General features: G+C 33.2%; 20 protein-coding genes. 9 read left to right on the top strand and 11 right to left on the bottom strand.

What is annotated here, in order from left to right; all coding sequences use genetic code 11:
• Positions 1 to 26 precede the first annotated feature (26 nt).
• The gene (locus BC781_RS18700) at positions 27 to 953 is read right to left on the bottom strand and encodes a WD40 repeat domain-containing protein (protein ID WP_109620667.1); all 927 of its coding nucleotides are present in this window, start codon (positions 951 to 953) and stop codon (positions 27 to 29) included.
• A gap of 132 nt (positions 954 to 1,085) precedes the next feature.
• Complete coding sequence (gene lgt, locus BC781_RS18705) at positions 1,086 to 1,907, bottom strand: prolipoprotein diacylglyceryl transferase (protein WP_109620669.1); 822 nt, start codon at positions 1,905 to 1,907, stop codon at positions 1,086 to 1,088.
• 468 nt (positions 1,908 to 2,375) lie between these two features.
• On the opposite strand from lgt, the gene BC781_RS18710 reads away from it, so the two are divergent.
• The 3 genes from BC781_RS18710 to BC781_RS18720 all read left to right on the top strand — a co-directional run bounded on the left by BC781_RS18710 (position 2,376) and on the right by BC781_RS18720 (position 6,022).
• A complete protein-coding gene (locus BC781_RS18710; protein ID WP_109620671.1) occupies positions 2,376 to 3,263 on the top strand; it encodes a LysR family transcriptional regulator in 888 nt (295 codons plus the stop codon).
• Between the two features lie 79 nt (positions 3,264 to 3,342).
• Positions 3,343 to 4,263: a YeiH family protein gene (locus tag BC781_RS18715; RefSeq protein ID WP_109620673.1), complete on the top strand. Its 921-nt coding sequence runs from the start codon at positions 3,343 to 3,345 to the stop codon at positions 4,261 to 4,263.
• 193 nt (positions 4,264 to 4,456) lie between these two features.
• Positions 4,457 to 6,022 carry a cation:proton antiporter family protein gene (locus BC781_RS18720; protein WP_109620674.1) on the top strand — a complete coding sequence of 522 codons (1,566 nt, stop codon included), beginning with the start codon at positions 4,457 to 4,459 and terminating at the stop codon, positions 6,020 to 6,022.
• Positions 6,023 to 6,071: 49 nt separating this feature from the next.
• Here the strand turns inward: BC781_RS18720 and BC781_RS18725 are convergent, their stop codons facing one another.
• Entirely contained in the window at positions 6,072 to 7,145 is a 1,074-nt protein-coding gene (locus tag BC781_RS18725) for an acyltransferase (RefSeq protein ID WP_158281524.1), read from the bottom strand.
• Between the two features lie 231 nt (positions 7,146 to 7,376).
• On the opposite strand from BC781_RS18725, the gene BC781_RS18730 reads away from it, so the two are divergent.
• Positions 7,377 to 8,330 carry a hypothetical protein gene (locus BC781_RS18730; protein WP_109620676.1) on the top strand — a complete coding sequence of 318 codons (954 nt, stop codon included), beginning with the start codon at positions 7,377 to 7,379 and terminating at the stop codon, positions 8,328 to 8,330.
• Between the two features lie 89 nt (positions 8,331 to 8,419).
• Here BC781_RS18730 and BC781_RS18735 read toward each other — a convergent pair whose 3' ends face one another.
• The 5 genes from BC781_RS18735 to BC781_RS18755 form a co-directional block, all read right to left on the bottom strand.
• On the bottom strand, positions 8,420 to 8,917 hold the full coding sequence (locus BC781_RS18735; RefSeq protein ID WP_109620678.1) for a hypothetical protein: 498 nt from the start codon (positions 8,915 to 8,917) through the stop codon (positions 8,420 to 8,422).
• Positions 8,918 to 8,978: 61 nt separating this feature from the next.
• Entirely contained in the window at positions 8,979 to 11,594 is a 2,616-nt protein-coding gene (locus tag BC781_RS18740; RefSeq protein WP_109620680.1) for a leucine-rich repeat domain-containing protein, read from the bottom strand.
• Between the two features lie 40 nt (positions 11,595 to 11,634).
• Positions 11,635 to 12,465 carry a hypothetical protein gene (locus BC781_RS18745; protein WP_109620682.1) on the bottom strand — a complete coding sequence of 277 codons (831 nt, stop codon included), beginning with the start codon at positions 12,463 to 12,465 and terminating at the stop codon, positions 11,635 to 11,637.
• 169 nt (positions 12,466 to 12,634) lie between these two features.
• Entirely contained in the window at positions 12,635 to 13,219 is a 585-nt protein-coding gene (locus BC781_RS18750) for a hypothetical protein (RefSeq protein ID WP_109620684.1), read from the bottom strand.
• 46 nt (positions 13,220 to 13,265) lie between these two features.
• Entirely contained in the window at positions 13,266 to 13,931 is a 666-nt protein-coding gene (locus BC781_RS18755; RefSeq protein WP_109620686.1) for a hypothetical protein, read from the bottom strand.
• A gap of 282 nt (positions 13,932 to 14,213) precedes the next feature.
• Between BC781_RS18755 and BC781_RS18760 the strand changes: the two genes are divergently transcribed.
• Complete coding sequence (locus BC781_RS18760; protein WP_109620688.1) at positions 14,214 to 15,491, top strand: replication-associated recombination protein A; 1,278 nt, start codon at positions 14,214 to 14,216, stop codon at positions 15,489 to 15,491.
• Here the strand turns inward: BC781_RS18760 and BC781_RS18765 are convergent.
• From BC781_RS18765 to BC781_RS18775, 3 genes are read right to left on the bottom strand one after another with little or no spacing between them, the layout of a single operon-like run.
• Positions 15,488 to 15,898, bottom strand: coding sequence for a hypothetical protein (locus BC781_RS18765; protein WP_109620690.1), 411 nt, complete (start codon positions 15,896 to 15,898; stop codon positions 15,488 to 15,490). The genes BC781_RS18760 and BC781_RS18765 overlap by 4 nt on opposite strands.
• A 24-nt stretch (positions 15,899 to 15,922) precedes the next feature.
• Positions 15,923 to 16,606 carry an SDR family NAD(P)-dependent oxidoreductase gene (locus BC781_RS18770; RefSeq protein ID WP_109620691.1) on the bottom strand — a complete coding sequence of 228 codons (684 nt, stop codon included), beginning with the start codon at positions 16,604 to 16,606 and terminating at the stop codon, positions 15,923 to 15,925.
• A 34-nt stretch (positions 16,607 to 16,640) separates the two neighbouring features.
• The gene (locus BC781_RS18775; RefSeq protein ID WP_109620693.1) at positions 16,641 to 17,123 is read right to left on the bottom strand and encodes a CIA30 family protein; all 483 of its coding nucleotides are present in this window, start codon (positions 17,121 to 17,123) and stop codon (positions 16,641 to 16,643) included.
• A 204-nt stretch (positions 17,124 to 17,327) separates the two neighbouring features.
• On the opposite strand from BC781_RS18775, the gene BC781_RS18780 reads away from it, so the two are divergent.
• From BC781_RS18780 to BC781_RS18795, 4 genes are all read left to right on the top strand, one after another.
• Positions 17,328 to 17,939, top strand: a complete 612-nt coding sequence (locus tag BC781_RS18780) for a DUF350 domain-containing protein (protein ID WP_109620695.1) — start codon at positions 17,328 to 17,330, stop codon at positions 17,937 to 17,939.
• 3 nt (positions 17,940 to 17,942) lie between these two features.
• Positions 17,943 to 19,127 (top strand): hypothetical protein, encoded by a 1,185-nt coding sequence (locus BC781_RS18785; RefSeq protein ID WP_109620697.1) that lies wholly within the window; start codon positions 17,943 to 17,945, stop codon positions 19,125 to 19,127.
• Positions 19,128 to 19,203: 76 nt separating this feature from the next.
• Positions 19,204 to 19,806 carry a hypothetical protein gene (locus BC781_RS18790; protein WP_109620699.1) on the top strand — a complete coding sequence of 201 codons (603 nt, stop codon included), beginning with the start codon at positions 19,204 to 19,206 and terminating at the stop codon, positions 19,804 to 19,806.
• Positions 19,803 to 20,105 carry a winged helix-turn-helix domain-containing protein gene (locus BC781_RS18795; RefSeq protein ID WP_109620701.1) on the top strand — a complete coding sequence of 101 codons (303 nt, stop codon included), beginning with the start codon at positions 19,803 to 19,805 and terminating at the stop codon, positions 20,103 to 20,105. The genes BC781_RS18790 and BC781_RS18795 overlap by 4 nt, the downstream gene beginning before the upstream one ends.
• The last annotated feature ends 45 nt before the right edge of the window (positions 20,106 to 20,150 follow it).

The following is a 20,150-nucleotide window of genomic DNA, read 5'->3' on the forward strand; positions in this document are numbered from 1 at the left end:
GATTCATAATTGAATCGGGGATTTTTTTATTCGGGTAAGCCATTTACTTTCCAAATTGAGATACTTCTATCATCTGAGCAAGATGCTAAAGTAGTTGAATCGAGCCAAAGTAATTTGTTTACAGAAGTGCCATGGCCTGCGTATCTGGCTTTATCAATGACTTTAAGTAATTTGAATGATTCTGCATCCCAAATCTTAATTGATTTATCTTTACTGCATGTAGCGAAGTATCTTCCATCTTCTCGGTATGAAATATGGTTGATGGTATACATATGTGCTACAATATCCTGACTTAAAGCATAGTCTAGATTACTATTCCAAATTTTAAGATGAGCATCTCTACTTCCACTCAAGAGATAATTGTAATCTTTTGAGAAATTTAAACTGAAAATAGAGAATTCGTGGCCAGTTAATTCATGGACAATATTATAATCTGCAAGAGAAATTCCTCTAATGATATTATCACTAGAACCTACAAATATTAAATCTTGATCTGGCTGAATAGCAAGCGATCGTGAATGTTTATCTGAAAGCTTTACTTTTTTATCAACGCTAAATTTTTCATAATCAATTATGCTTAGGAAGCCATCTCCTTGGGCTAAATAGATTTTCCCATTAAATAATTTTATGTCGAATATTTGATGTTGCCCAGTAGGGCAGGCTTTTATCTTCTTATTCTCGTTTAGATCAATCAAATGCAATCCTTCATTATTTTGACCTACGATAAGTTCATTCTTTACTGGGTTAAAAAACATGGCATAAACTGTTCCTTGGACTTTTGCCACCAATTCTCCTTGGTCAGGTTTACTTATATCCCATTTAGTGATCATACCATCTAAACCAGCACAATAAAAGACACCTTTTTGATTGGAAGGAGCCAATGCATAAAGTGAATCTTTGTGTCCTGTGAAAGTTCCTAATTTTTCTATATTTATATCTCTAGATGTAATCATAGTTTTAATCTTAATTGAACTGCAAAGATAGAACTCTTTCTATTCAACTTGGTTTTAAAGATTCTTATAAAAAGAAAGCCACTCCTAATTAATTAGAAGTGGCTAATATCTCTTTGAAAATAGAACTAGCTTTTATTTTACTAACTCTTCTTCTTGTACTAATCCTTTTTTTGATGCTCTGTAAACAAGGAAAATTCCTCCAAGAACGGCAGGGATACTAAGTATTTGTCCCATATTTAAAAGCATACCAGCTTCAAAAGCAACTTGATCATTCTTAAGGAATTCAATCGCAAATCTGAAACCAAAAACAAGAATTAAGAACCATCCTAATAGTTTCCCATGAGGAGTTTGCCCTTGTGTCTTGTTGTACATTGTTTTAAGAATGAAGAAAATAGAAAGATATGCCAATGACTCATAAATTTGAGTTGGATGCATTGGTAATGTTTCCCCGTTACGCTCAAAAATAAATCCCCAAGGTAGGTTCGTTTCGTGCCCATAAATCTCTGAGTTCATCAGATTACCTAAACGGATAAAAGAACCAGCTAAAGCTACAGGAATGACGAGACGGTCAACTACCCAAAGGTAAGATTGGCCAGCTCTATTTTTTGTATAGTAATAAAGGGCTAGCAAAATGCCGATAGCACCACCATGGCTAGCTAGACCACCTTCCCATACTTTTAGGATTCTTATAGGATCAGCTAAATAGTACTCTGGCTGATAAAACAGGCAGTGTCCAAGTCTTGCACCTACTACAGTACCTATTACTACGTAAATGGTAAGTGTGTCTACATCTTCTGGTTTTCTACCTTCATTTTTATATATCTTGGTCATGATATATTGACCGATAAAGAAGCCAAGTGCAAAAAGTAGTCCGTACCATCTGATTGATAAAGGTCCTAATGAGAATATTTCAGGATCAATGTTCCAATGAATGAAATTCAAAAAAGCCATCATGTAATTTTATCTCTCTGTTTCACTTTTGTTAATCTTTAGAAGAAAAGCTTAAGTATTCGTTTTTCCTTCTAAAATACAATTCTAATATAAACAAAGTAACAAGGATTTATTTGTAACTACTATGATTTTACAGAAAAAGTAACTCTTTTTTGGGACTATTTAAGTTTAACTTCAATTTGAGTCTTATTTTTCTGATTAAATAATTGATAGTACTAACAAGGAGCATCAAAATTGTTCCAACCGTAATATTGATTGGATACAAAATGAGAATGACAAGATGCGTGCACAAGAGTTTAAACTTGTGCAAGTTTAATAAAATGATTTTCACAGTAAATGTAGTTTTAGATAGTTACTTGGTATACACATTTTCATCAACCCTGATACTTTTGAGTAGATGAAATTTTAAATGAGTTAAATATACCTTGAATTCTTGAAAAAAATAATTGCTCTTATTGAAAAATAACACCTATGGATTATCGTGATGAGGTTTTTATGACTGTTGCCGAACATTTAAATTTTTCAAAAGCAGCAGAAGCTTTGTTTATAAGTCAACCAGCTGTAACAAAGCATATTAAAGAGCTAGAGAGAAAAAATAATGTAGCTCTTTTTGAACGTAAAGGAAATAAGGTTTACCTCACAAAAGCAGGAAAGCTTACTTACAGATATCTTAAAAGTATAAAACAACAATATAGAGAACTTGAATATGAGTTGGGGCAATTAAATAAAGCCTTTGAGGGAACTCTATTTATTGGTGCTAGTTCTACAATCTCCCAATATGTTTTACCTTCTGTAATTGCGGCATTTTATCGGAAATTTCCTTCAATTAAATTGGAGTTGTATAATGGTAACTCACTAGAAATGGAGCGTAAGCTTTTAGCTAATGAGATAGATATAGCTTTAGTTGAGAATATCGAAAGTAATCCAGATATAAGATATGTCAGTTTTTTAGAAGATGAGCTAGTAGCTGTTACTCAAGGAGAAAGTGTTTATGCCAAAAAGAAATTATTGAGTATTGATGATTTGAGTGCAATTCCATTAGTACTTCGTGAAAAAGGCTCAGGTACTTTACAGGTGATCCAAAAGTTATTACATGATAAAGGGGTTGATATAAATCAACTAAATACAGTTTTCCATCTTGGTAGTACGGAAGCCATAAAGAATTTTTTAAACGATTTTGACGGTCTCTCCCTGATTTCTGAGCGTGCAATAGAGAAGGAGTTACTTCTGAAAAGGATTGTAAAACTGAATATCAAAGACTTTTATATTTCTCGCGATTTCCGTATTGCATTTCGTCGAGGGCCAGAATTACGTATACCAACTCTATTTGCTGATTTTATTTCAAGGTATAACTTTTAGTTATTGTATATAATAATTTAGTATTTCTATTAATTATTTAAATCATGCATCTTTGTATTGTAATTAAACGGAGAGCGTGATGAGAGTAAGTAATCAACAAGCGAATGCTATTTATTATTTAGGCATATTCTTATGTTTCATGCCTTTTATGTCACCAGCAATGGCATTGGTATCAGGGTTGTTTTTGTCACTTATAGGAATAAAAAATCCTACAATTTCTGGAAAAATGTCTTTGTTGTTACAAATCTCAATTGTGACAATGGGCTTTGGGATGGATTTGACTCAAGTGATTGAAACTTCTAAAACAGGAATGGGCTTAACGGCTATGTCTGTAGTTTTTACAATCCTTGTAGGTATTCTTTTGGGTAAACTCTTGAAAATCGAAAAAAGTGTTTATCTCCTCATTGCAGCAGGAACAGCTATTTGTGGTGGTAGTGCAATTGCTGCTGTTGCTCCAGTGATAAAAGCAAAAAACCATCAGATTTTATTCTCAATGGGCGTAATCTTCGTATTGAATGCTGTAGCTTTATTCATTTTTCCTGTTTTGGGGCATTACTTCAATTTATCACAAGAAACATTTGGTACATGGGCCGCTATTGCTATTCATGATACTAGTTCGGTAGTAGGAGCTGGTGCTGCTTATGGTGAGAAAGCACTGGAAGTGGCTACTACGGTGAAATTGACTAGAGCTCTATGGATTATTCCTTTGTGTGCAGCCTTTTCATACTTTTACGGTACAAGTGAATGTGGAAAGAAAAAAATGCCTTGGTTCATTGCTTTCTACGTAATCGCTATTCTGATTGCATACTTCTTACCTGAATGGAAATCTTCATTTGACCACCTAGCTTGGTTTGGTAAAAAAGGAATGATTGCTGCGCTTTTTTTAATTGGATCGAGTATTTCAATTGAAGATGCTAAAAAAGCTGGACTTAAATCATTCTTACTAGGAATCCTTCTCTGGATATTTATTGGTGCAAGCAGCTTAATTTATATAATTTAATACCAACCTTAATTAATCCTCTTTGTTATATATTATTTTACAATCTCAATTAAATCCTTCATATGTAATTTAATATGAAGGATTTTTTTATTCTTTAACAGCTTATCTCGAAACTTATGTGAGGGTTTAATTGTAGACAATCTAAGGAACTTATTAAAAATATAGCACTTAGCCATGACTTGAATTTTATTTTATGCTAGAACCATTAGAATTACTGTTTGCATTTTTTGCCGGATTTATTTTTAAAAGGCTGAATTATCCACCATTACTAGGATACCTCATCGTTGGGTTTATTTCGAGTGCTTTTGGTATTGGAGATTTAGAAGTCTTAGAGCAAGTTGGGGAGTTTGGAGTAAACTTGATGTTGTTTGTTATCGGACTAAAACTAAGAGTCAAAGAATTAAAACCTCCTCAGGTTTGGGGGGCAGCTATAATACAGATGCTCTTATGGGTTGGAGTCATATTTTTAGTCTTAATTGCTTTAAATCCGTTCTTAGATGTTTTAGCATTCGAGAATAATCATTCTGCGTTCAATTTAGCATTTGCTTTTTCCTTTTCGAGTACAGTTTTAGCAATTAAAATTTTTGATGATAGAGGTGCTAGTAATACTTCTTTGTATGTAAGTGTCACTATTGGTATACTTATTATTCAAGATATCATAGCTGTGGTCTATTTGGTTTTATCTAAAGGACAAATGCCATCTGTATGGGCTTTTTGTCTTTTGTTATTACCACTTTTAAGACCGTTATTAATTAGAATATTAAATAAGGTTGGCTATGATGAATTGTTGATTTTTTATGGTATTTCTGTAGCAGTTATAGGTGCCGAAATCTTTGATTTCTTTTACCTCAAAGGTGAGTTGGGTGCTTTGGTGTTTGGAATGTTAATGGGGAATACAGAGAAAAGTGATGAGCTATACAAGAGGATGTCTAAGTTGAAAGACTTATTTTTAATTGGCTTTTTCTTGAGTATTGGGCACTATGGTTTACCTAATATTGAAATCATTTCTGTTGCTCTGATACTTTGTGGAGTTTTATTAATTCGACCTATTCTCTATTTCTTTATGTTCGTTGCCTTTAAGCTTCGTGCTAGGTCGTCTGTTTTGTCTTCCTTAGGTCTTTTTAATTATAGTGAGTTTGGACTGATCGTAGCAGCTCTTGCTGTTTCTGTAGAATTAATTCCTCAAGAATGGATGACGGTAATTGCATTGGCGCTCACATTTTCATTCTTCATATCTATACCAATCAATGTGAGAGCAATTTCTTATTTAGATCTTTATAATGATAAAATAATCCGTTTTCAACGAAAAAGCCTTATTCTTCAAGAGTCTGATGTTGAGCTAGGTAATGCACGTTTTGTAATCTTCGGTATGGGTAGAATTGGTCCAAGTATTTATGAGTATATGGAAGAGTTTTATGAGGGTGTTTCCATAGGTATTGAGAATAATGTAAAACGTGTTGAAGAGCTTAATAATGAAGGAGTAAAATGTGTTTTTGGCGATGTGACTGATGGAGAGTTTTTAAGAAGAGCTAATTTGATAGACCGCGAATTGATTTTTGTAAGCCTTACTACTCATAAAGAAAATATTGCTGTAGTTAAGTTATTACAAAAGAATAATTTTAAAGGTACAATATCTGTGATCTGTAGGTTTGAAGAAGAGCAAAAAGAACTTGAATCGATGGGCTGTATAACCTTTAATTTATATACAGAGGTTGGGCATGGTTTTGCTGAAGATACGTTAGAAAAATTAGGTATTTAAAAATATAAAAGCCTCAGATGTTAAAATCTGAGGCTTTTTATTTACTCTTTTAAGTACCTAGTACATATTCACTTTTCGGGAGAAAGGCCATCAGCCTAACTACAATATAGGCAATAATGTAATTCAGAATAGCTGCACTAAAAATAGCTATTGGAGTAGCTAGCGTATCTCCTATAATCATAAATGCCAACTTCTGAGTAAACATATGGCATAAGTAGATACCAAAGCTGTATTTAGAGAAAGAGACAATCATATTTCTGACTTTCTCATTGGTGAAATTCACATCTTTAAGCATTAAAAATATACCAGCAGTCATCAATGCTACATTGATCGTACAGAACCTCCAACTGAGCTCTAGGTCTTTAATATTATCCGTATGGTGCATTTGATAGTCAAAGACTAGAGCCGTTATGGCAAATCCAATTATAAATAATGAACTTCCTACAAGCATCAGTTTTTGTCTGTTCCAATGTATATACTTTTTAATGTAATGCCCAAGTACGATATAGCCGATATATCCTGAGAAATACCAAATAGCTCCAAACTCATTCCAGAATGCTTCACCGAGCATCATATGATCAGGAATAAATTGAGTTATGTAATGGTATAGTGTGGTAAAAGCCCATACTGCAAGAAAACCTTCCTCAAATCTTCTTGAACACTCTTTGAGCCAAGGTGAAATGATAGGCATGAATAAATAAATGCCTAATAGCATATACATAAACCAAAGGTGACCGCTCGCCCAGTTGAAATTGTATGTCAAGCGAGTTAATTCTCCGAGTATTCGCTCTTGATTCGTACCTCCCCAAAGTAAAGGCACAAAAACGTAGAGCAATGACCAAATGATAAATGGTATAAATATTTTAGATAGACGCTTCCTATAAAAATCAGATGCTGATTGTTTAATTGGCAATAAAAGATACCCAGAAACAACCACGAAAAGAGGAACACAAGCTCTTACGGCCGAATTAATTAAATTAACCCAAATGCCATCTCCATCTTTAATTTCCATTTGACCAGCCCCTGTGATATAGAATACTTCTGTAGCATGGGTGATGAGCACCATAAAAATGGCTAATGCCCTGATTAGGTCTAGATAAATTACTCTTTCTTTAGTTTTCATATTTACTTTCATTATCGGTAATAAATTAGGTAAAGAAAATCTATAACTGACTAATCTACACTATTCGTTTTGGGAATAATTCTTAATCAAACTATAATGATTTAGTATTGGAATATGAATGTTAACAGCTACCCCTTAGTTCAGAGTTAAATTGTATTTTTCGGGAGTGTCTGTTGAATTTTATTAACTTGCGCTTGAATTGATCTAATGTTAATTAATCTTTTGAGGAGAATGAATCTTTTTTATCAGACTTTTAAGTGTGTAAGTTTGTCTTTTTTAGTGATTTGTACTTTTGGAGCTTGTACAGATAATACAATAACAACCGATTTAGTTACAGGGGATGACTGTTATCTGACAAGTATGGATGTAGATCATTATTACATTAAAGACAGTATAGATTATCATACAACTGATTTATTCCAATATACATTTAATGGTGATGGAAAGTTTGTTGAAGCGATAGAATATGATAATGGACAACTTGAATCTAATCACTCTTTAAGATATGATAGTGGTTTTTTAGTATTATATAATGAATCATGGGTTTCAGGAGATGCTCATCAATTGAATTTTTACTATAAAGACAGCACTTTAGAAGCTGTTCAAGATATTTTTGCTTTTAATTTGAGTAGCTCATCTTCTCGTATTTCAGAAGAAAAATCAAATGTTAAATATTATCAGAAACTAAGAGAATTAGGGAATAAGAGAGCCTCAGAGATTGCAAATCAGTATGAAGTAATTTATGCTTTCATTTATGAAGATGGTAATAATTTACCTGTAGGAGCAATTGATAATTTAGGAGGAGAATTTCAATTTGTATTTAATGAGAATAGTGATTTAACTGAATGGAGTTATCAAATTCAAAGAGAAGGCTATCAGTTTAACGAGACATATTCTTTCAGTTATGACGATAAAGTTTCAATATTCAGAAATAGAATTAAAAATCCATTTGTGGCATCATCTTTCTTCTCAATTCTAGATTATCCAAATCCAAGTTACTTTAATAACATCACAGAAGAAACACATTCGTGGTTGGAAGTTGAAAATGAAGTTATATTAGATTCAGGAAATCTAGTGACAAATTATGAATATAGCTATGACCCAATTTCTAGTGTACCATTATTGGTTACTAAGGTTGAGAGTAATGGAAATAGAAATTACCAACTATCATTTGATTGTAAATAAGGTTACTCTTGAAACTAAAAATAAATCCCATCATAAGAATTCTTATGATGGGATTTATTTTTAAGTATCAGATCGATAATGTCGAAGTCTTATTCATCCTCTAATTCCTCATAGAATTCAGCGATAAGTCCTTCTTCATGACTCAATGTAATCAGTACAATATAAGGTTCTGTTTCACCTTCTTCGTTTTTAACCTCAAAGTGGAGATATAATTCATCATCAAAAGCTTCTCCATTTCTATTTGTATTGAACTTTACATCCAAGATTTCTTTAGAAATAATTGGCTCCCAAAGCTTAGAATCATTCATATCATAAGAAAGAATATCGATTTGTCCATTAAACTTATCAATAACTTCTTTTCTTTCTTTAACTAGATCTAAGCTTACAACTTTGATTCCATCACTTTCCTCACCTGCTGTTAGGGTGATGCGGCTTTTGTCTGTAAACCTGATTTCCATCCAATCCAAACACTCAAACATTTCTTTTTTATTTGCAGTGTTTGTCCATACATGGTAGACAACCTGTTCTAATGATGCACCTTTAAGGTTTTTCAGTGCTTTATATATCTCAACTGATAATAACTTCATAATTCCTTCTACACTTTATAGAAAATGAAACCTCCTGTTTTTTCAGGAGGTTTGCAATATTTTAATAAAAGTCAACTTCACAATCAGGTTTTGCTTCCCTGAATTTATCGACTGTTTTGCTCTTCAATTTTGTATTGTAACAGCGAATATACTTTAAATTTTTGAGTGCTTGTACATCTTTAAAGCTCTTTATATTTGTGTTGTTACAATAGAGTTCGGTAAGTTCAGATAATTGACTTAGTGCCTTAAACTTCTTTATTCTGATATTATCAGAAATATTGACTTTTTCTAATGTTTTAATACTTGCTATAGGATCAAGTTTATCAACTTGAGTACCAGCAAGGTTAAGATCTTTCAGTTTTTTCAGGCCTCCTAATTTTGTCAAATCATTTAGTGGAGTCTCTGAACAATTCAGCTTTTCAAGTTCACTTAAAACTGAAACTGGAGCGATATTATTAACCCTTGTCTGAGAAATATCTAGATTTTTCAACATAAACAATTGGCGAATAGGAGAGAGGTCTTTTATGGTTCTTTCTCCGTTTATATTGAGCTTCTCAAGACTTCCAATCTTGTGAAGTTCCACAGAATTTGGGCTATCTTGGATTTTGATTGCATTCTTGAAAATACCCTTCCAAGTTTGGTCTAATTCCGCCCACCAAGAATTCAATAATTCTGTTCTGAATATTAATAAAGTACTTGGGTGAGATACGGCAAAATCTTTAGCATCTTCTGTAGATACTTGAGTGTCGTCACAATTCACAGATTTCAAAGAACTCATTTCATTGAGGGCCGAAAGTTCTGATACTTGAGTATTAGACATATCTAATGTACTTAACCTTCTTAATTCTTCAAGGCTACTAATATCTTTAACTGGTGTATTAGAAATATTTAAATCGTTTAAAGCTTTCCAGTCTTTCAAAATTGAAAGGTCTTCAATCTGAGTTTGAGAAATATTAAATTCTCTCACATCAGTCAAAGCTCTAAGAGAAGAAATATTGGTAATAGCAGTACCTTGAGCATTTATTTCTTTCAAACTGATCAATCTAGCAAGAGGATCAAAAGTTGATATTTCTTGATTATTGCTAATGTCAATTATTTTAAGATTGACCATCGCTTGAAGTTGCTCAATACTTGGTTGATTTTCTACTGGGATATATTTCTTAAACACCGATTGCCAGTTTTCAGGCATTTCATTCCACCAGGATTTTAGCTGGTCAGTACCATAAACTACTAAGCATTTAGGTTTCTTATTGGTGAATGCTTTTGCTTTTTGTGCATTAATTCCTGTATTGTCACAATAGATGTTCTCGATAGCTGAAACATCGTAAAGAGGTGTTAGTACATCTATTTTAGTGTTATTGGCAATAAGAACTTTTAGGTCATCCATTTTTGCCAAAGGATCTAAATTATCAATATCTGTATCGCTGATATTTAGAACTTCCATAGAAGTTATTTCTTGAATATCATTTAGATCGTGAATAGCAGTATTTGCAATATTCAAATTGATCAGATTTTGATATGCTGAAATAGCAGAAATATCATTAATACTAGTTTGAGCACTCCACAGTTCTTGAATGTTTTCTAGTTTTTCAAGTGGGGAAAGGTCTTGGACAGGAGTTTCATTAAACTGAAGTACTTTTAGTCGCTCAAAGTTTATAACAGGTTCTAAGTCATTGATCATTGTATTGTTGAAAACCAAGACTTCGAGTTGTAAGCAATATCTTAAAGGACTAAGATCATAAGCTAACGTATTTTCAAAATATAGCTCTTTGAGTTTTGTCAAACTTCTGAGTGGCATTAAGTCACTTATGTTTGTATCTGAAATATTGATCGATTCAAGTTTTCTCATTTTAGAAATAGGACTCAAATCAGAGATCAAAAGATTTCCAGAAACGTCTAGATATTTAGTCGTATGAAACTTCTCTAAGTGCTCTACAATCTTTGTGTTACTTGGAATAGTATCTCCAATATTTGACAGCATAAAATCATCAGAGATAAAGCTAATTTGATTTAAAAATGTAGAGTCATCAATTGCAGTTTCAGATGCGAATACTTCTTTCCATTCATCACTAAGCTCATTCCACCAGCTATAAAGTTCATCTTTTTTAGACAGCTTAGTCGTGTAGAAACTGGCAATTTTTAATTCATTATTCGTCTGATCAAGGTTCAGTTCTACATACCTCTCTCTAACTGAATTTACCGTATCATCATCTATTGTAATTGCTTCAAGATGACGTTCCATTTCAACTAGGATATAAACCGTACCATCATCCTTTACATTATTTGAAATGTCATTAATCGTGAAGTGGAATTTAGCATCTCTAAAAAAATAATCAACGTCTTGCAGATAAGCTTGAACATCTTTGTTGGTAGGAATGTCTCTATTTTCATCAAGGTCATCCTCTATTTGAACTGTACTATCTTGAAAGATTTTGATATAGCTTTCCTTCACGATTGTATTTTTTTCAATTGGAGGAACTTCATCATTTCCAAGTTCATTTAGAGTTGCTTCAAGGTATGCAATAAGGAATCTAGCTTCTTCCAAATACTTTTGAATGGAAGCTGCATCAGATTCATTTTTCTTACCTGTTTTCTGAGCCGTTGCTACGGAACAAGTAAAAAGAAAACCCAAGAACCAAAATGCCCAAGATGTATTGAATTTATTGAATGCTGTCATAATCTATAAGCTGTATTCTTTGATCAAATATTGAAAAAATTTAATCCTGTCTAAGTATATATCTTTTTAAAACTTCTTTGTCTTTATTCTCCACCTCACTAATACTAGAGATGAGCCAGCCTGAATTGTAACCAGATCGGTTGAATTCAGAAATTTTGAAATACCATCCGTCAACTTGGAAAAAGTGGAAATAAACTTTACTGATTGTCTCAAAAGTTAAATTCCCTTTTTCAATCTCATAAAACATTAGTGTGAGTTGATCTGGGTAGAAGTCTTTTCTAGTGTAATCCAGCAACGATTCATCATTTTTCAAGGCTTTTTTCAAGTTCATGAAGTCAATTTCATGACTCATAGGGTGTAGAAAAGAACCATTTGTTGAGTCGTGTTTGGCAGGAAACATTTCGTCAAAGAAGTCAAAATGAGCGCCTACAAGGCTCCATTTGAATCCCATATTTTCTTGTTCTAGGGCTAAAAATATTTTCCCTTCTTCTTCTCTGCCTTTATAGTAAAAATGTGCTGTAACTTCTGCATACCAATCTTTACCTCTAAACTCTAAAAATTGAGGATTATCAGCTTTAGTTACATCTTTTATAAATTTTTCCTTGATCTCAGTGGTTAAATTAGGGTCTTTCCCATCGAATAATATTCTTACATAGCCAGACCTACGTGTATTATCTCTATATTCTGGAGAGTCTGGAGCGAATTTTTTTCCAGAGAGGTCTTCTTCGTTGTTAAAGCGACGAATAAATTGGTTGACCTGTTTAGTTTCTGCATAAAGTTCTCCTTCACTTCCTTTAAAGTAATTCAAGTTTTGAGCCTTAAGCTCCAAAAAGCTTAAAAGAGTGAAAGCAATTAGAAAAAGCTTCTTCATTAAAATTGATCTCGTTTTACCCCCTATTAATCAATGATGAATTAAGCATCTTTGACTGAAGAGTGTTTGTCTTTTTAGCGCATATCATGCACATGTCATTAAATAGGAAAAGGGAATGCTTCTCCTTGCAGAGAAGTAGTCCCTTTTTTTGGGTAATTTTCTATATAGATTAACGGCTTGTTTCAGCTACACGAATATCACCAAGTAATACATCCCAGAATCCGATCTGACGTCCTTGAATCTGAGTATATTTACGTTTTACATAAACTGTGATATCTTTTTTGGTAGTATCTTGATACTTCAGACCGTCTTCTTTAGTACCTACAAATCTTTGATAGATTGTGATCACCCCTACAAAAGTACCATCTGGTTGTGGCTCCAAATCAGAGATATACTGAATGTCAAACCACTCAATTTCTACTTTTTTGTAATTCAGACGCATTAAACGCTCTAAGTATTGTCTGATAGGGTAGTATCTGATTTTGTCACTGCTAAGTGATGAAACCCCCATTTGAGCATCTGGAGCAAACAGCTCTAAAGTTCTTTCTATAACCCTGTTAGCTTCTGAGAATGATGTAGATTTATCACCAATAATACTAATGTATTTACTAAGGTCTCTTACTTTTTCAAGAGCTAAGGAGTCTACAGCAGCTTTACGACCTGGAGATAAAGATGGCTCTTGAGCGTAAGCAGTAGTTGCGCCCCATGCAACTATGAAGAATATTTGAAATAGAATACGTATATGTTTCATAATAATTGTATGCTAGTGGATTCTGGAATGAAATCAATCTACAACTGAATTATTTTTTCAACTCCAATAATTTAATTTTTCCGTTATCATCCTTTTCAATCTCATTGATTTTGTAAGGAGATTTTTCTTTATCTTTTATGTAATTCAGGTATTTTTCAATTGTAGTTGGTTCATCGTAATCTTTATCTTCTCCATCTTGGTAGATAAGAATAAGAACATCAGCATCTGGAGAAGTGAAAAGACCAAGTGCTTCATTGATAAGTTGGTTTGCTTGACCTGTTGAGGCAGAACCTGCAACTTTATCAAAATAATAATAGATATCTTTGCTTTCACGCTCTAAAGCAGCTTGTTTTTCTGCAGCAATACGTTTAGCTTCTTCTTCTTTTCTTTTTTGCTCTTCTAAGATTCCTCTAGCTTCTGCAATAGCTTCTTCTGCTTGATTAGTTAAAGCTTTCACCTCCTCGTCAGGTAAGTTCATTTGTTTGATCGCATCTAGTTTAGCCTGATTTTCATCAATAGCTTCCATCGTGCTAAGATCTGCTGCAAGAATTGCGTTAAGATCAGATTTAGCTGTACTAATTTTCTCAGCCATTTCTTTCTTTGCTGCTTCTTCTGCTGCTTTCTTAGATGATTTACATGAGGAAACCCCTCCTAGAGTAATTAATGCGATTAATGAGAAAGTAAAAATCTTTCTTGCCAGTTTAAATGTCTTCATGTTTAGCAACATTGAATTCTTATAATTTGTATTGAAAAGTTCAAACACTTGTAAGCCAAATATAAACTATTTGTTAAATAAATCGTGCCCAAATGTAAGACAGATGTGATTTTTAAGGTTTTTTATTAGAACATATTATTCCTTGTTGGAATTCAATTCTAACAAATCACTTCATCCTCAGCTTGTAGAATTATTAAGTAATTAATTTCTTATCGAATAGAGTCATATTGTATTCTGTGTAGAAAATTCACTATTTTTGTAACAATTGAAATTTCTATACATATGCTTTTTGATAAAAAATCTACGCCACCATTAGCTGAACGAATGCGCCCTCAAAATCTTGATGACATTGTCGGACAACAGCATCTTGTAGGACCGAACGGTCCAATTAGAAGAATGGTTGCACAATCTTCATTACCATCTATCCTTTTTTGGGGACCTCCTGGTATTGGAAAGACAACTATTTCAAGAATTCTGTCAAGAGAGGTAAATAGACCTTTTAAGACTTTAAGTGCTATTAGCTCTGGTGTGAAGGAAGTTAGAGAAGTTATTGAGCAAGCTAGAAGAACTTCTAATCTTGTACTATTTATAGATGAGATTCATAGATTTAATAAATCCCAACAAGATGCTTTATTAGGGGCTGTCGAGCAAGGAGTGATAACACTTATTGGAGCTACTACTGAAAATCCATCTTTCGAAGTAAACTCTGCCTTACTGTCAAGGTGCCAAGTTTACACTCTAAAAGCACTTACAGAAAAAGAATTATTAGACCTTACTCAAAAGGTCTTAGAAAATGATGGTATTCTTTCTCAACGAAAAATTGAGATCAAAGAGCATGAAGCCTTGATTCAACTATCAGGAGGTGATGCCAGAAAGCTACTAAATCTCATTCAAGTAGTAACAGATGCACATCCTGAAAATCCTTTAGAAGTTACAAATCAGCTTATCACAGATGTTGTTCAGAAGAAGCCAGCTTTGTATGATAAAAATGGAGAACAACATTATGATATTGTATCTGCATTTATAAAGTCGATTAGGGGAAGTGACCCGAATGCCGCAGTATATTGGCTTGCTCGAATGCTTGAAGGTGGAGAGGACCCAAAATTTATTGCAAGAAGAATGTTGATCGCTGCTTCTGAAGATATTGGGAATGCAAATCCAACAGCTATGATTATGGCTACCAATACTTTCCAAGCCGTTACTATGATTGGGATGCCAGAAGCCAGAATTATACTTTCTCAGACTGCCGTCTATTTAGCTACTTCTGCTAAAAGTAATGCTTCTTATATGGCAATAAATAATGCTATGAAGTTTGTTCAGCAAACTGGAGATTTGGGAGTTCCGTTACACCTCAGAAATGCGCCAACCAAGTTGATGAAAGACCAAGGTTATGGAAAAGGGTATAAGTATGCACATGATTATCCTAATAACTTTGCTGAACAAAATTATTTACCAGATGAAATTGAAGGGACAACTTTCTACGAACCAGGGGATAATCCAAGAGAAAATGATTTCAGAAAGAGAATGAAATTCTTCTGGGGAGATAAATACAATTACTAACTCGCTGCTCGTAAAGCTTCATATCTCATCTTAAAGACTTTATCTACAAAGCTTTTAATATTAGCGTAGCTACTTTTGTATTGAATAAATTGACCTTCTGCATGAAAGCTGATAAATCGTGCTTTTTGAATGGTAAGAAGATGAAATGGAACAACCCAAGCTAAAGTTTGCAGACCATTATTGATGTAAACGATAATTCCTTTGGGTCTTAGTTCAATAATGGAATAAATCGTGTCCTGAAAACCATGTAACTTCTCTTTGTGAGAGGTACTGATTTTATGGATTACCATTCTTCTAGAGCCAATCCCTTTCAATTTGAATCTTCTCCAAATTGAAAAGGGTTTGCCTACTTTCAAGTTTATAGCTCTTGTGATATTGTCATCGCGGTAAGATACATCGTAAAGCATAAGGTGGTTGTTTATGAGTCACTTCTAACTTATACTTGATAAACCCGCATCTATAAGAAAAGTTTGACCAGTTATAGCTCTAGACTTTTTACTGATGAGGTAAAGTGCCATTTCAGAAAGGTCTTCGGCTTCTAAAATCTTTTTAAGAGGATGTCTTTGTTTAGATTTTTCGACCGCCTCATCATTTTTCAAAATACCAGCAGCTAATTCGGTGTCTGTAAGCGTTGGCGCAATACAGTTGACTCTTACATCGGGAGCAAGTTCAGCAGCTAGAGAACGAGCTAAACCTTCCAAGCCTGCTTTTGAAGTAGCTATTGAACTATGAAAGGACATTCCTTGTGTAGCTGCTACTGTACTGAATAAGGTTATAGAGGCATTTTCTGCTTTTTTTAGCTTTCTAAAGTACTTTTTGATCACTTTTACAGCTCCTAGAACATTTATTTGAAAGTCATTTAAAAAATCTTCTTCACTTAATGAGGAAATAGGCTTTAGGTTTATGGTACCGGGGCAATATACAATTGAAGAAATCCCTTCAATATCAGGGAGTTCGTCTTTTGTAATATCTAGCGAATGATTTGTAAGATTCTGATGTGAAATTTGAGGAGCTGATCTACTGATATTGACACATTCGTATTTTTCATCAAGGCATTTTTGAAGAAGAGAATGTCCGATACCTTTACTTCCTCCTACAATTAGTATTTTACTCATTTTGGGCTTATTTATAATGCTAAACGTTTTTTACTTAGTTGAATAAAGCTCCTTTGATCCAATCAATTTTTAGCTCAAAGTTTCCTTCTTGTTTATCCGAAATCAGAATTCCGATACTTCGTGGATTGAGATATTTAGGAGTTTTATAATTTAAGAGTCGTCCTCTGAATACAGCTTGAAAATCTTGAAATTGTAATTCTATCTCACTCCAATCAGAAGTTGTATCAAATGTCTTTTGGAAAGTAATTCCTTCTTGAGAAATGACTCTAAATTTATAGGTCTTCTGATCACCTTTGACCTTTAATTTGAAAGATTTAAATAAAGACTGAGAATTCAAATCCATTCGACAACTGGCAAAACCTCCATTATTTTCTAGTGAAACTTCTCCTTTAAAAATTCCGATTTTCTCATCATTTACATAAAACTGAGAATCTGAAATACCTCCCATGACATCATCATTAATGGTGTACCATTTATTTTCATTTTCTGACTCAAAAGAGGATAAGATTTCAGTCATATGATTTTGAGATATTGGTAGAAGTATAAGTAAGAAAATGTAAAGTAATGTATGTAGCATTTTGATTTGATCTTCTATTATTTGAAGAAGGTATTGTACGAAAATGAGTCTAATTGTTTTGACTCAATAAAGGATTAGAACTTGATAACTTCTGCATCCTTATATTTGTTCTGCATCACTTTTTAGTTCAACATTTATTTTTTTATGAATTGGAATAATTTTATCCTCGCATCTTACGAATTGATACTTTCGATCACCTTCAGTCTTGTAACTGTTTTTTTAGTGAGAAAGTGGTTAAGTGTAAAGCTTCTGAGAGAAAAAGATGAGAATCATACAGAAAGGACTGGAAATTTAGCATTAGCTATTTTTGCGGGGACACTCATTTTATGCACGTTGTTGTTGGTACATTCAAGCTTTTTACCTGCTGTAGATACTTTGAATGTAGTTATCCAATCAGCAGATGGGTTTACCTTAGATATTCTGTTTACGTCCTTTATCTATTTTCTTCTATTTTTTGCAGTTTCTGTCTCGTTCAGTATGGGCTTGATTTTTCTTACAACTAAGGTTTATACCTATGCTACTACTGAAATAGATGAAATGAAAGAATTAGACAATAAGAATACGGCTGTTGCTGTTATACTTTCAATTGTCATTTTAGGGACAACTATTACAGTTCAACCAGCCTTGAAAAGATTTATTTTTAGCTTGGTAAGTTATGAACAAGTAGAAAAAATCACACGTAGACCTTTAGTACCTCAAAAAATACAAGAAACTAAAGGACAAGTAGTGCCTAAAATATCTAAAAGCAAAGACTAGTTTATGCTCAATAAATCATTTTACCTATTAGCTTTCAGTATCTTTTTAATCAGTATTGCTTCTATTTCATTTCTTAATGAATATGCCTATCATCGCTTTTTTAGAAATTTGAAACAAAATGATGGAAGATCAATTTTTTGGAATAAAACACCCGATCGTTACGAAAAAAGTGATCATGTTTCTTTCTTTTTAGAGGAATCAGATGAGGTTTACAGTATCAAATATTCATATTTTGGTCCATCTAACAACCAATTAATTTGGGAGTCTCATTGGTCAAAACAAATTACAGATAAGGCAATACTCAAATATGGTATATCAAAATCATTTTTTGATCCTTATTACCCATCCCCACAAGTAGATAGACAGAGAAAGCAAGAGTTAAATGAAGCTTTATGGAAGGAGCATAAAGGGATGGTTCAACCAGACCTTAGTTCAATTTCAAATTATTATTCACCGTACACAAAGTCAATTGCTCAATTCATAAGTGAACAACTAGAATCATCAAGTAAGAGGGAATTGATAGATCATGTGCTTCGCTTTTGTCAGGACATTCCTTATGGTGTTCCTCCAAATATGATGGGAAATACACACTTAGGTGGTGTGTTTGTACCTCCTCAATTATTAGTCAATGGATACGGTGATTGTGATTCGAAGTCAACACTTTTTATGTCTATTTTATCTCATTTTAAAGATATAGAAGGAGTTTTTTTACATACACCATCGCATGTTTTAATTGGGATTAAAGGGATTCCAGGTCCTTATGATGATTCATTTGTATTCAAAAATGAAAAATATGTATTGTGTGAGCCTGTTGGTGTTGCAAGGTTGCCTTATGGTAAAGCAGGAAAGGAGTATCGAATAGTTGAAGTTGAAGCTCATGAAAGTAATCATGAAGCTACAATTAAAAATCAAATTGTTGAAGATACCAGTGGAGCCAATAATGGAAAACTTATGCTTTGGTCTTCAATATCTGAGGGGGGAAACCTCAAAATTTTTATAGATGATGAAAGTGTAGGTGAGATTGGGGTATATTTTGAGAGTGAGCCTGATTGTGGTAATGAATATGCACTTAATCTTGAGTTTGAAGAAGGTATCTATCGCTTAAGAGCAGAGAATGATGCTGGTGATCTTTGGAAAACAAATGTGACTATAAAACGAGGTGTGTGTAATAGCTTAGAGTTTAATTAATCAATTATTTTCAATTTAATTTTGAACCTATGTTTTAGATTTATACATTTACTTTGAATTACAAAGTACTTTAAATATGAAGCAATATAAATCAGTAGAAGAAGATATCGCCCATATTCGTTCTATGATGGCAGAATCGAGTAGGTTTCTCTCTTTAAGTGGTCTTTCGGGTATTTTTGCAGGTATTTATGCCTTAGTAGGAGCAACTATAGCTTACAAGTGGATATATATTGATTATGAAAATGGTATAGATGAGAATATTAAAATAAGATTTATACTATTGGCATCATCAGTTTTGTTAGCTGCCTTATCTACAGGTTTTTTCTTTACTTACCGTAATGCAAAGATTAGAAATCAGAGAATTTGGAATCCTTCTACATTGAAGTTTCTAGTCAGTTTATTTCTACCACTTGTAGTTGGAGGATTACTGATCTTAGAGTTTATGTATTGGAATTTAGGACAGTTCATAGCTCCTCTGACACTGATTTTCTATGGCTTAGGATTGTGGGGTGCTAGTAAATATACACATTTAGAAACCAGGTATTTAGCCTTGTGTCAAATATCCTTAGGTTTACTTTCCGCATATTTTGTAGGATACGGATTGTTGTTTTGGGCTTTAGGCTTTGGTATTTTGCATATTATTTATGGCCTAGTGATGTACTTAAAATATGAGAAGTGAAAGATATACTGAGTAAGTTAAATAAGGCATTTGAAAATCGACTTCGGCTAGGAATAATGTCAGTTCTGATAGCTAATGAGCAGGCTGATTTTCTGTTTTTGAAAGAACATTTGAAGGCTACTGATGGGAACTTAGCTAGCCACACAAATTCCTTAGAAAAATTAGGGTATTTATCTATCGAAAAGAAGTTTGTCGGAAAAAAGCCAAAGACGATTTTTCATCTCACAGAAGAAGGTCGAAAAGCTTTCACTGACCACCTGAATGCCCTTGAAGAGCTAATTAAAAACCCCTATAAATAGAATACACCCCAGAAATGGGGTTTTATTTGAAATATACACTTTGAA

The sequence above is a fragment of the Sediminitomix flava genome (genome assembly GCF_003149185.1).
Taxonomy (GTDB): domain Bacteria; phylum Bacteroidota; class Bacteroidia; order Cytophagales; family Flammeovirgaceae; genus Sediminitomix; species Sediminitomix flava.

Coding starts and splice junctions, on each gene's coding strand:
- BC781_RS18755 (WP_109620686.1), bottom strand. CDS start 13,931: ATGAAGACATTTAAACTGGCAAGAAAGATTTTTACTTTCTCATTAATC.
- BC781_RS18710 (WP_109620671.1), top strand. CDS start 2,376: ATGGATTATCGTGATGAGGTTTTTATGACTGTTGCCGAACATTTAAAT.
- BC781_RS18740 (WP_109620680.1), bottom strand. CDS start 11,594: ATGACAGCATTCAATAAATTCAATACATCTTGGGCATTTTGGTTCTTG.
- BC781_RS18790 (WP_109620699.1), top strand. CDS start 19,204: ATGAAGCAATATAAATCAGTAGAAGAAGATATCGCCCATATTCGTTCT.
- BC781_RS18760 (WP_109620688.1), top strand. CDS start 14,214: ATGCTTTTTGATAAAAAATCTACGCCACCATTAGCTGAACGAATGCGC.
- BC781_RS18770 (WP_109620691.1), bottom strand. CDS start 16,606: ATGAGTAAAATACTAATTGTAGGAGGAAGTAAAGGTATCGGACATTCT.
- BC781_RS18775 (WP_109620693.1), bottom strand. CDS start 17,123: ATGACTGAAATCTTATCCTCTTTTGAGTCAGAAAATGAAAATAAATGG.
- BC781_RS18720 (WP_109620674.1), top strand. CDS start 4,457: ATGCTAGAACCATTAGAATTACTGTTTGCATTTTTTGCCGGATTTATT.
- BC781_RS18785 (WP_109620697.1), top strand. CDS start 17,943: ATGCTCAATAAATCATTTTACCTATTAGCTTTCAGTATCTTTTTAATC.
- lgt (WP_109620669.1), bottom strand. CDS start 1,907: ATGATGGCTTTTTTGAATTTCATTCATTGGAACATTGATCCTGAAATA.
- BC781_RS18745 (WP_109620682.1), bottom strand. CDS start 12,465: ATGAAGAAGCTTTTTCTAATTGCTTTCACTCTTTTAAGCTTTTTGGAG.
- BC781_RS18700 (WP_109620667.1), bottom strand. CDS start 953: ATGATTACATCTAGAGATATAAATATAGAAAAATTAGGAACTTTCACA.
- BC781_RS18780 (WP_109620695.1), top strand. CDS start 17,328: ATGAATTGGAATAATTTTATCCTCGCATCTTACGAATTGATACTTTCG.
- BC781_RS18730 (WP_109620676.1), top strand. CDS start 7,377: ATGAATCTTTTTTATCAGACTTTTAAGTGTGTAAGTTTGTCTTTTTTA.
- BC781_RS18725 (WP_158281524.1), bottom strand. CDS start 7,145: ATGAAAACTAAAGAAAGAGTAATTTATCTAGACCTAATCAGGGCATTA.
- BC781_RS18735 (WP_109620678.1), bottom strand. CDS start 8,917: ATGAAGTTATTATCAGTTGAGATATATAAAGCACTGAAAAACCTTAAA.
- BC781_RS18715 (WP_109620673.1), top strand. CDS start 3,343: ATGAGAGTAAGTAATCAACAAGCGAATGCTATTTATTATTTAGGCATA.
- BC781_RS18765 (WP_109620690.1), bottom strand. CDS start 15,898: ATGCTTTACGATGTATCTTACCGCGATGACAATATCACAAGAGCTATA.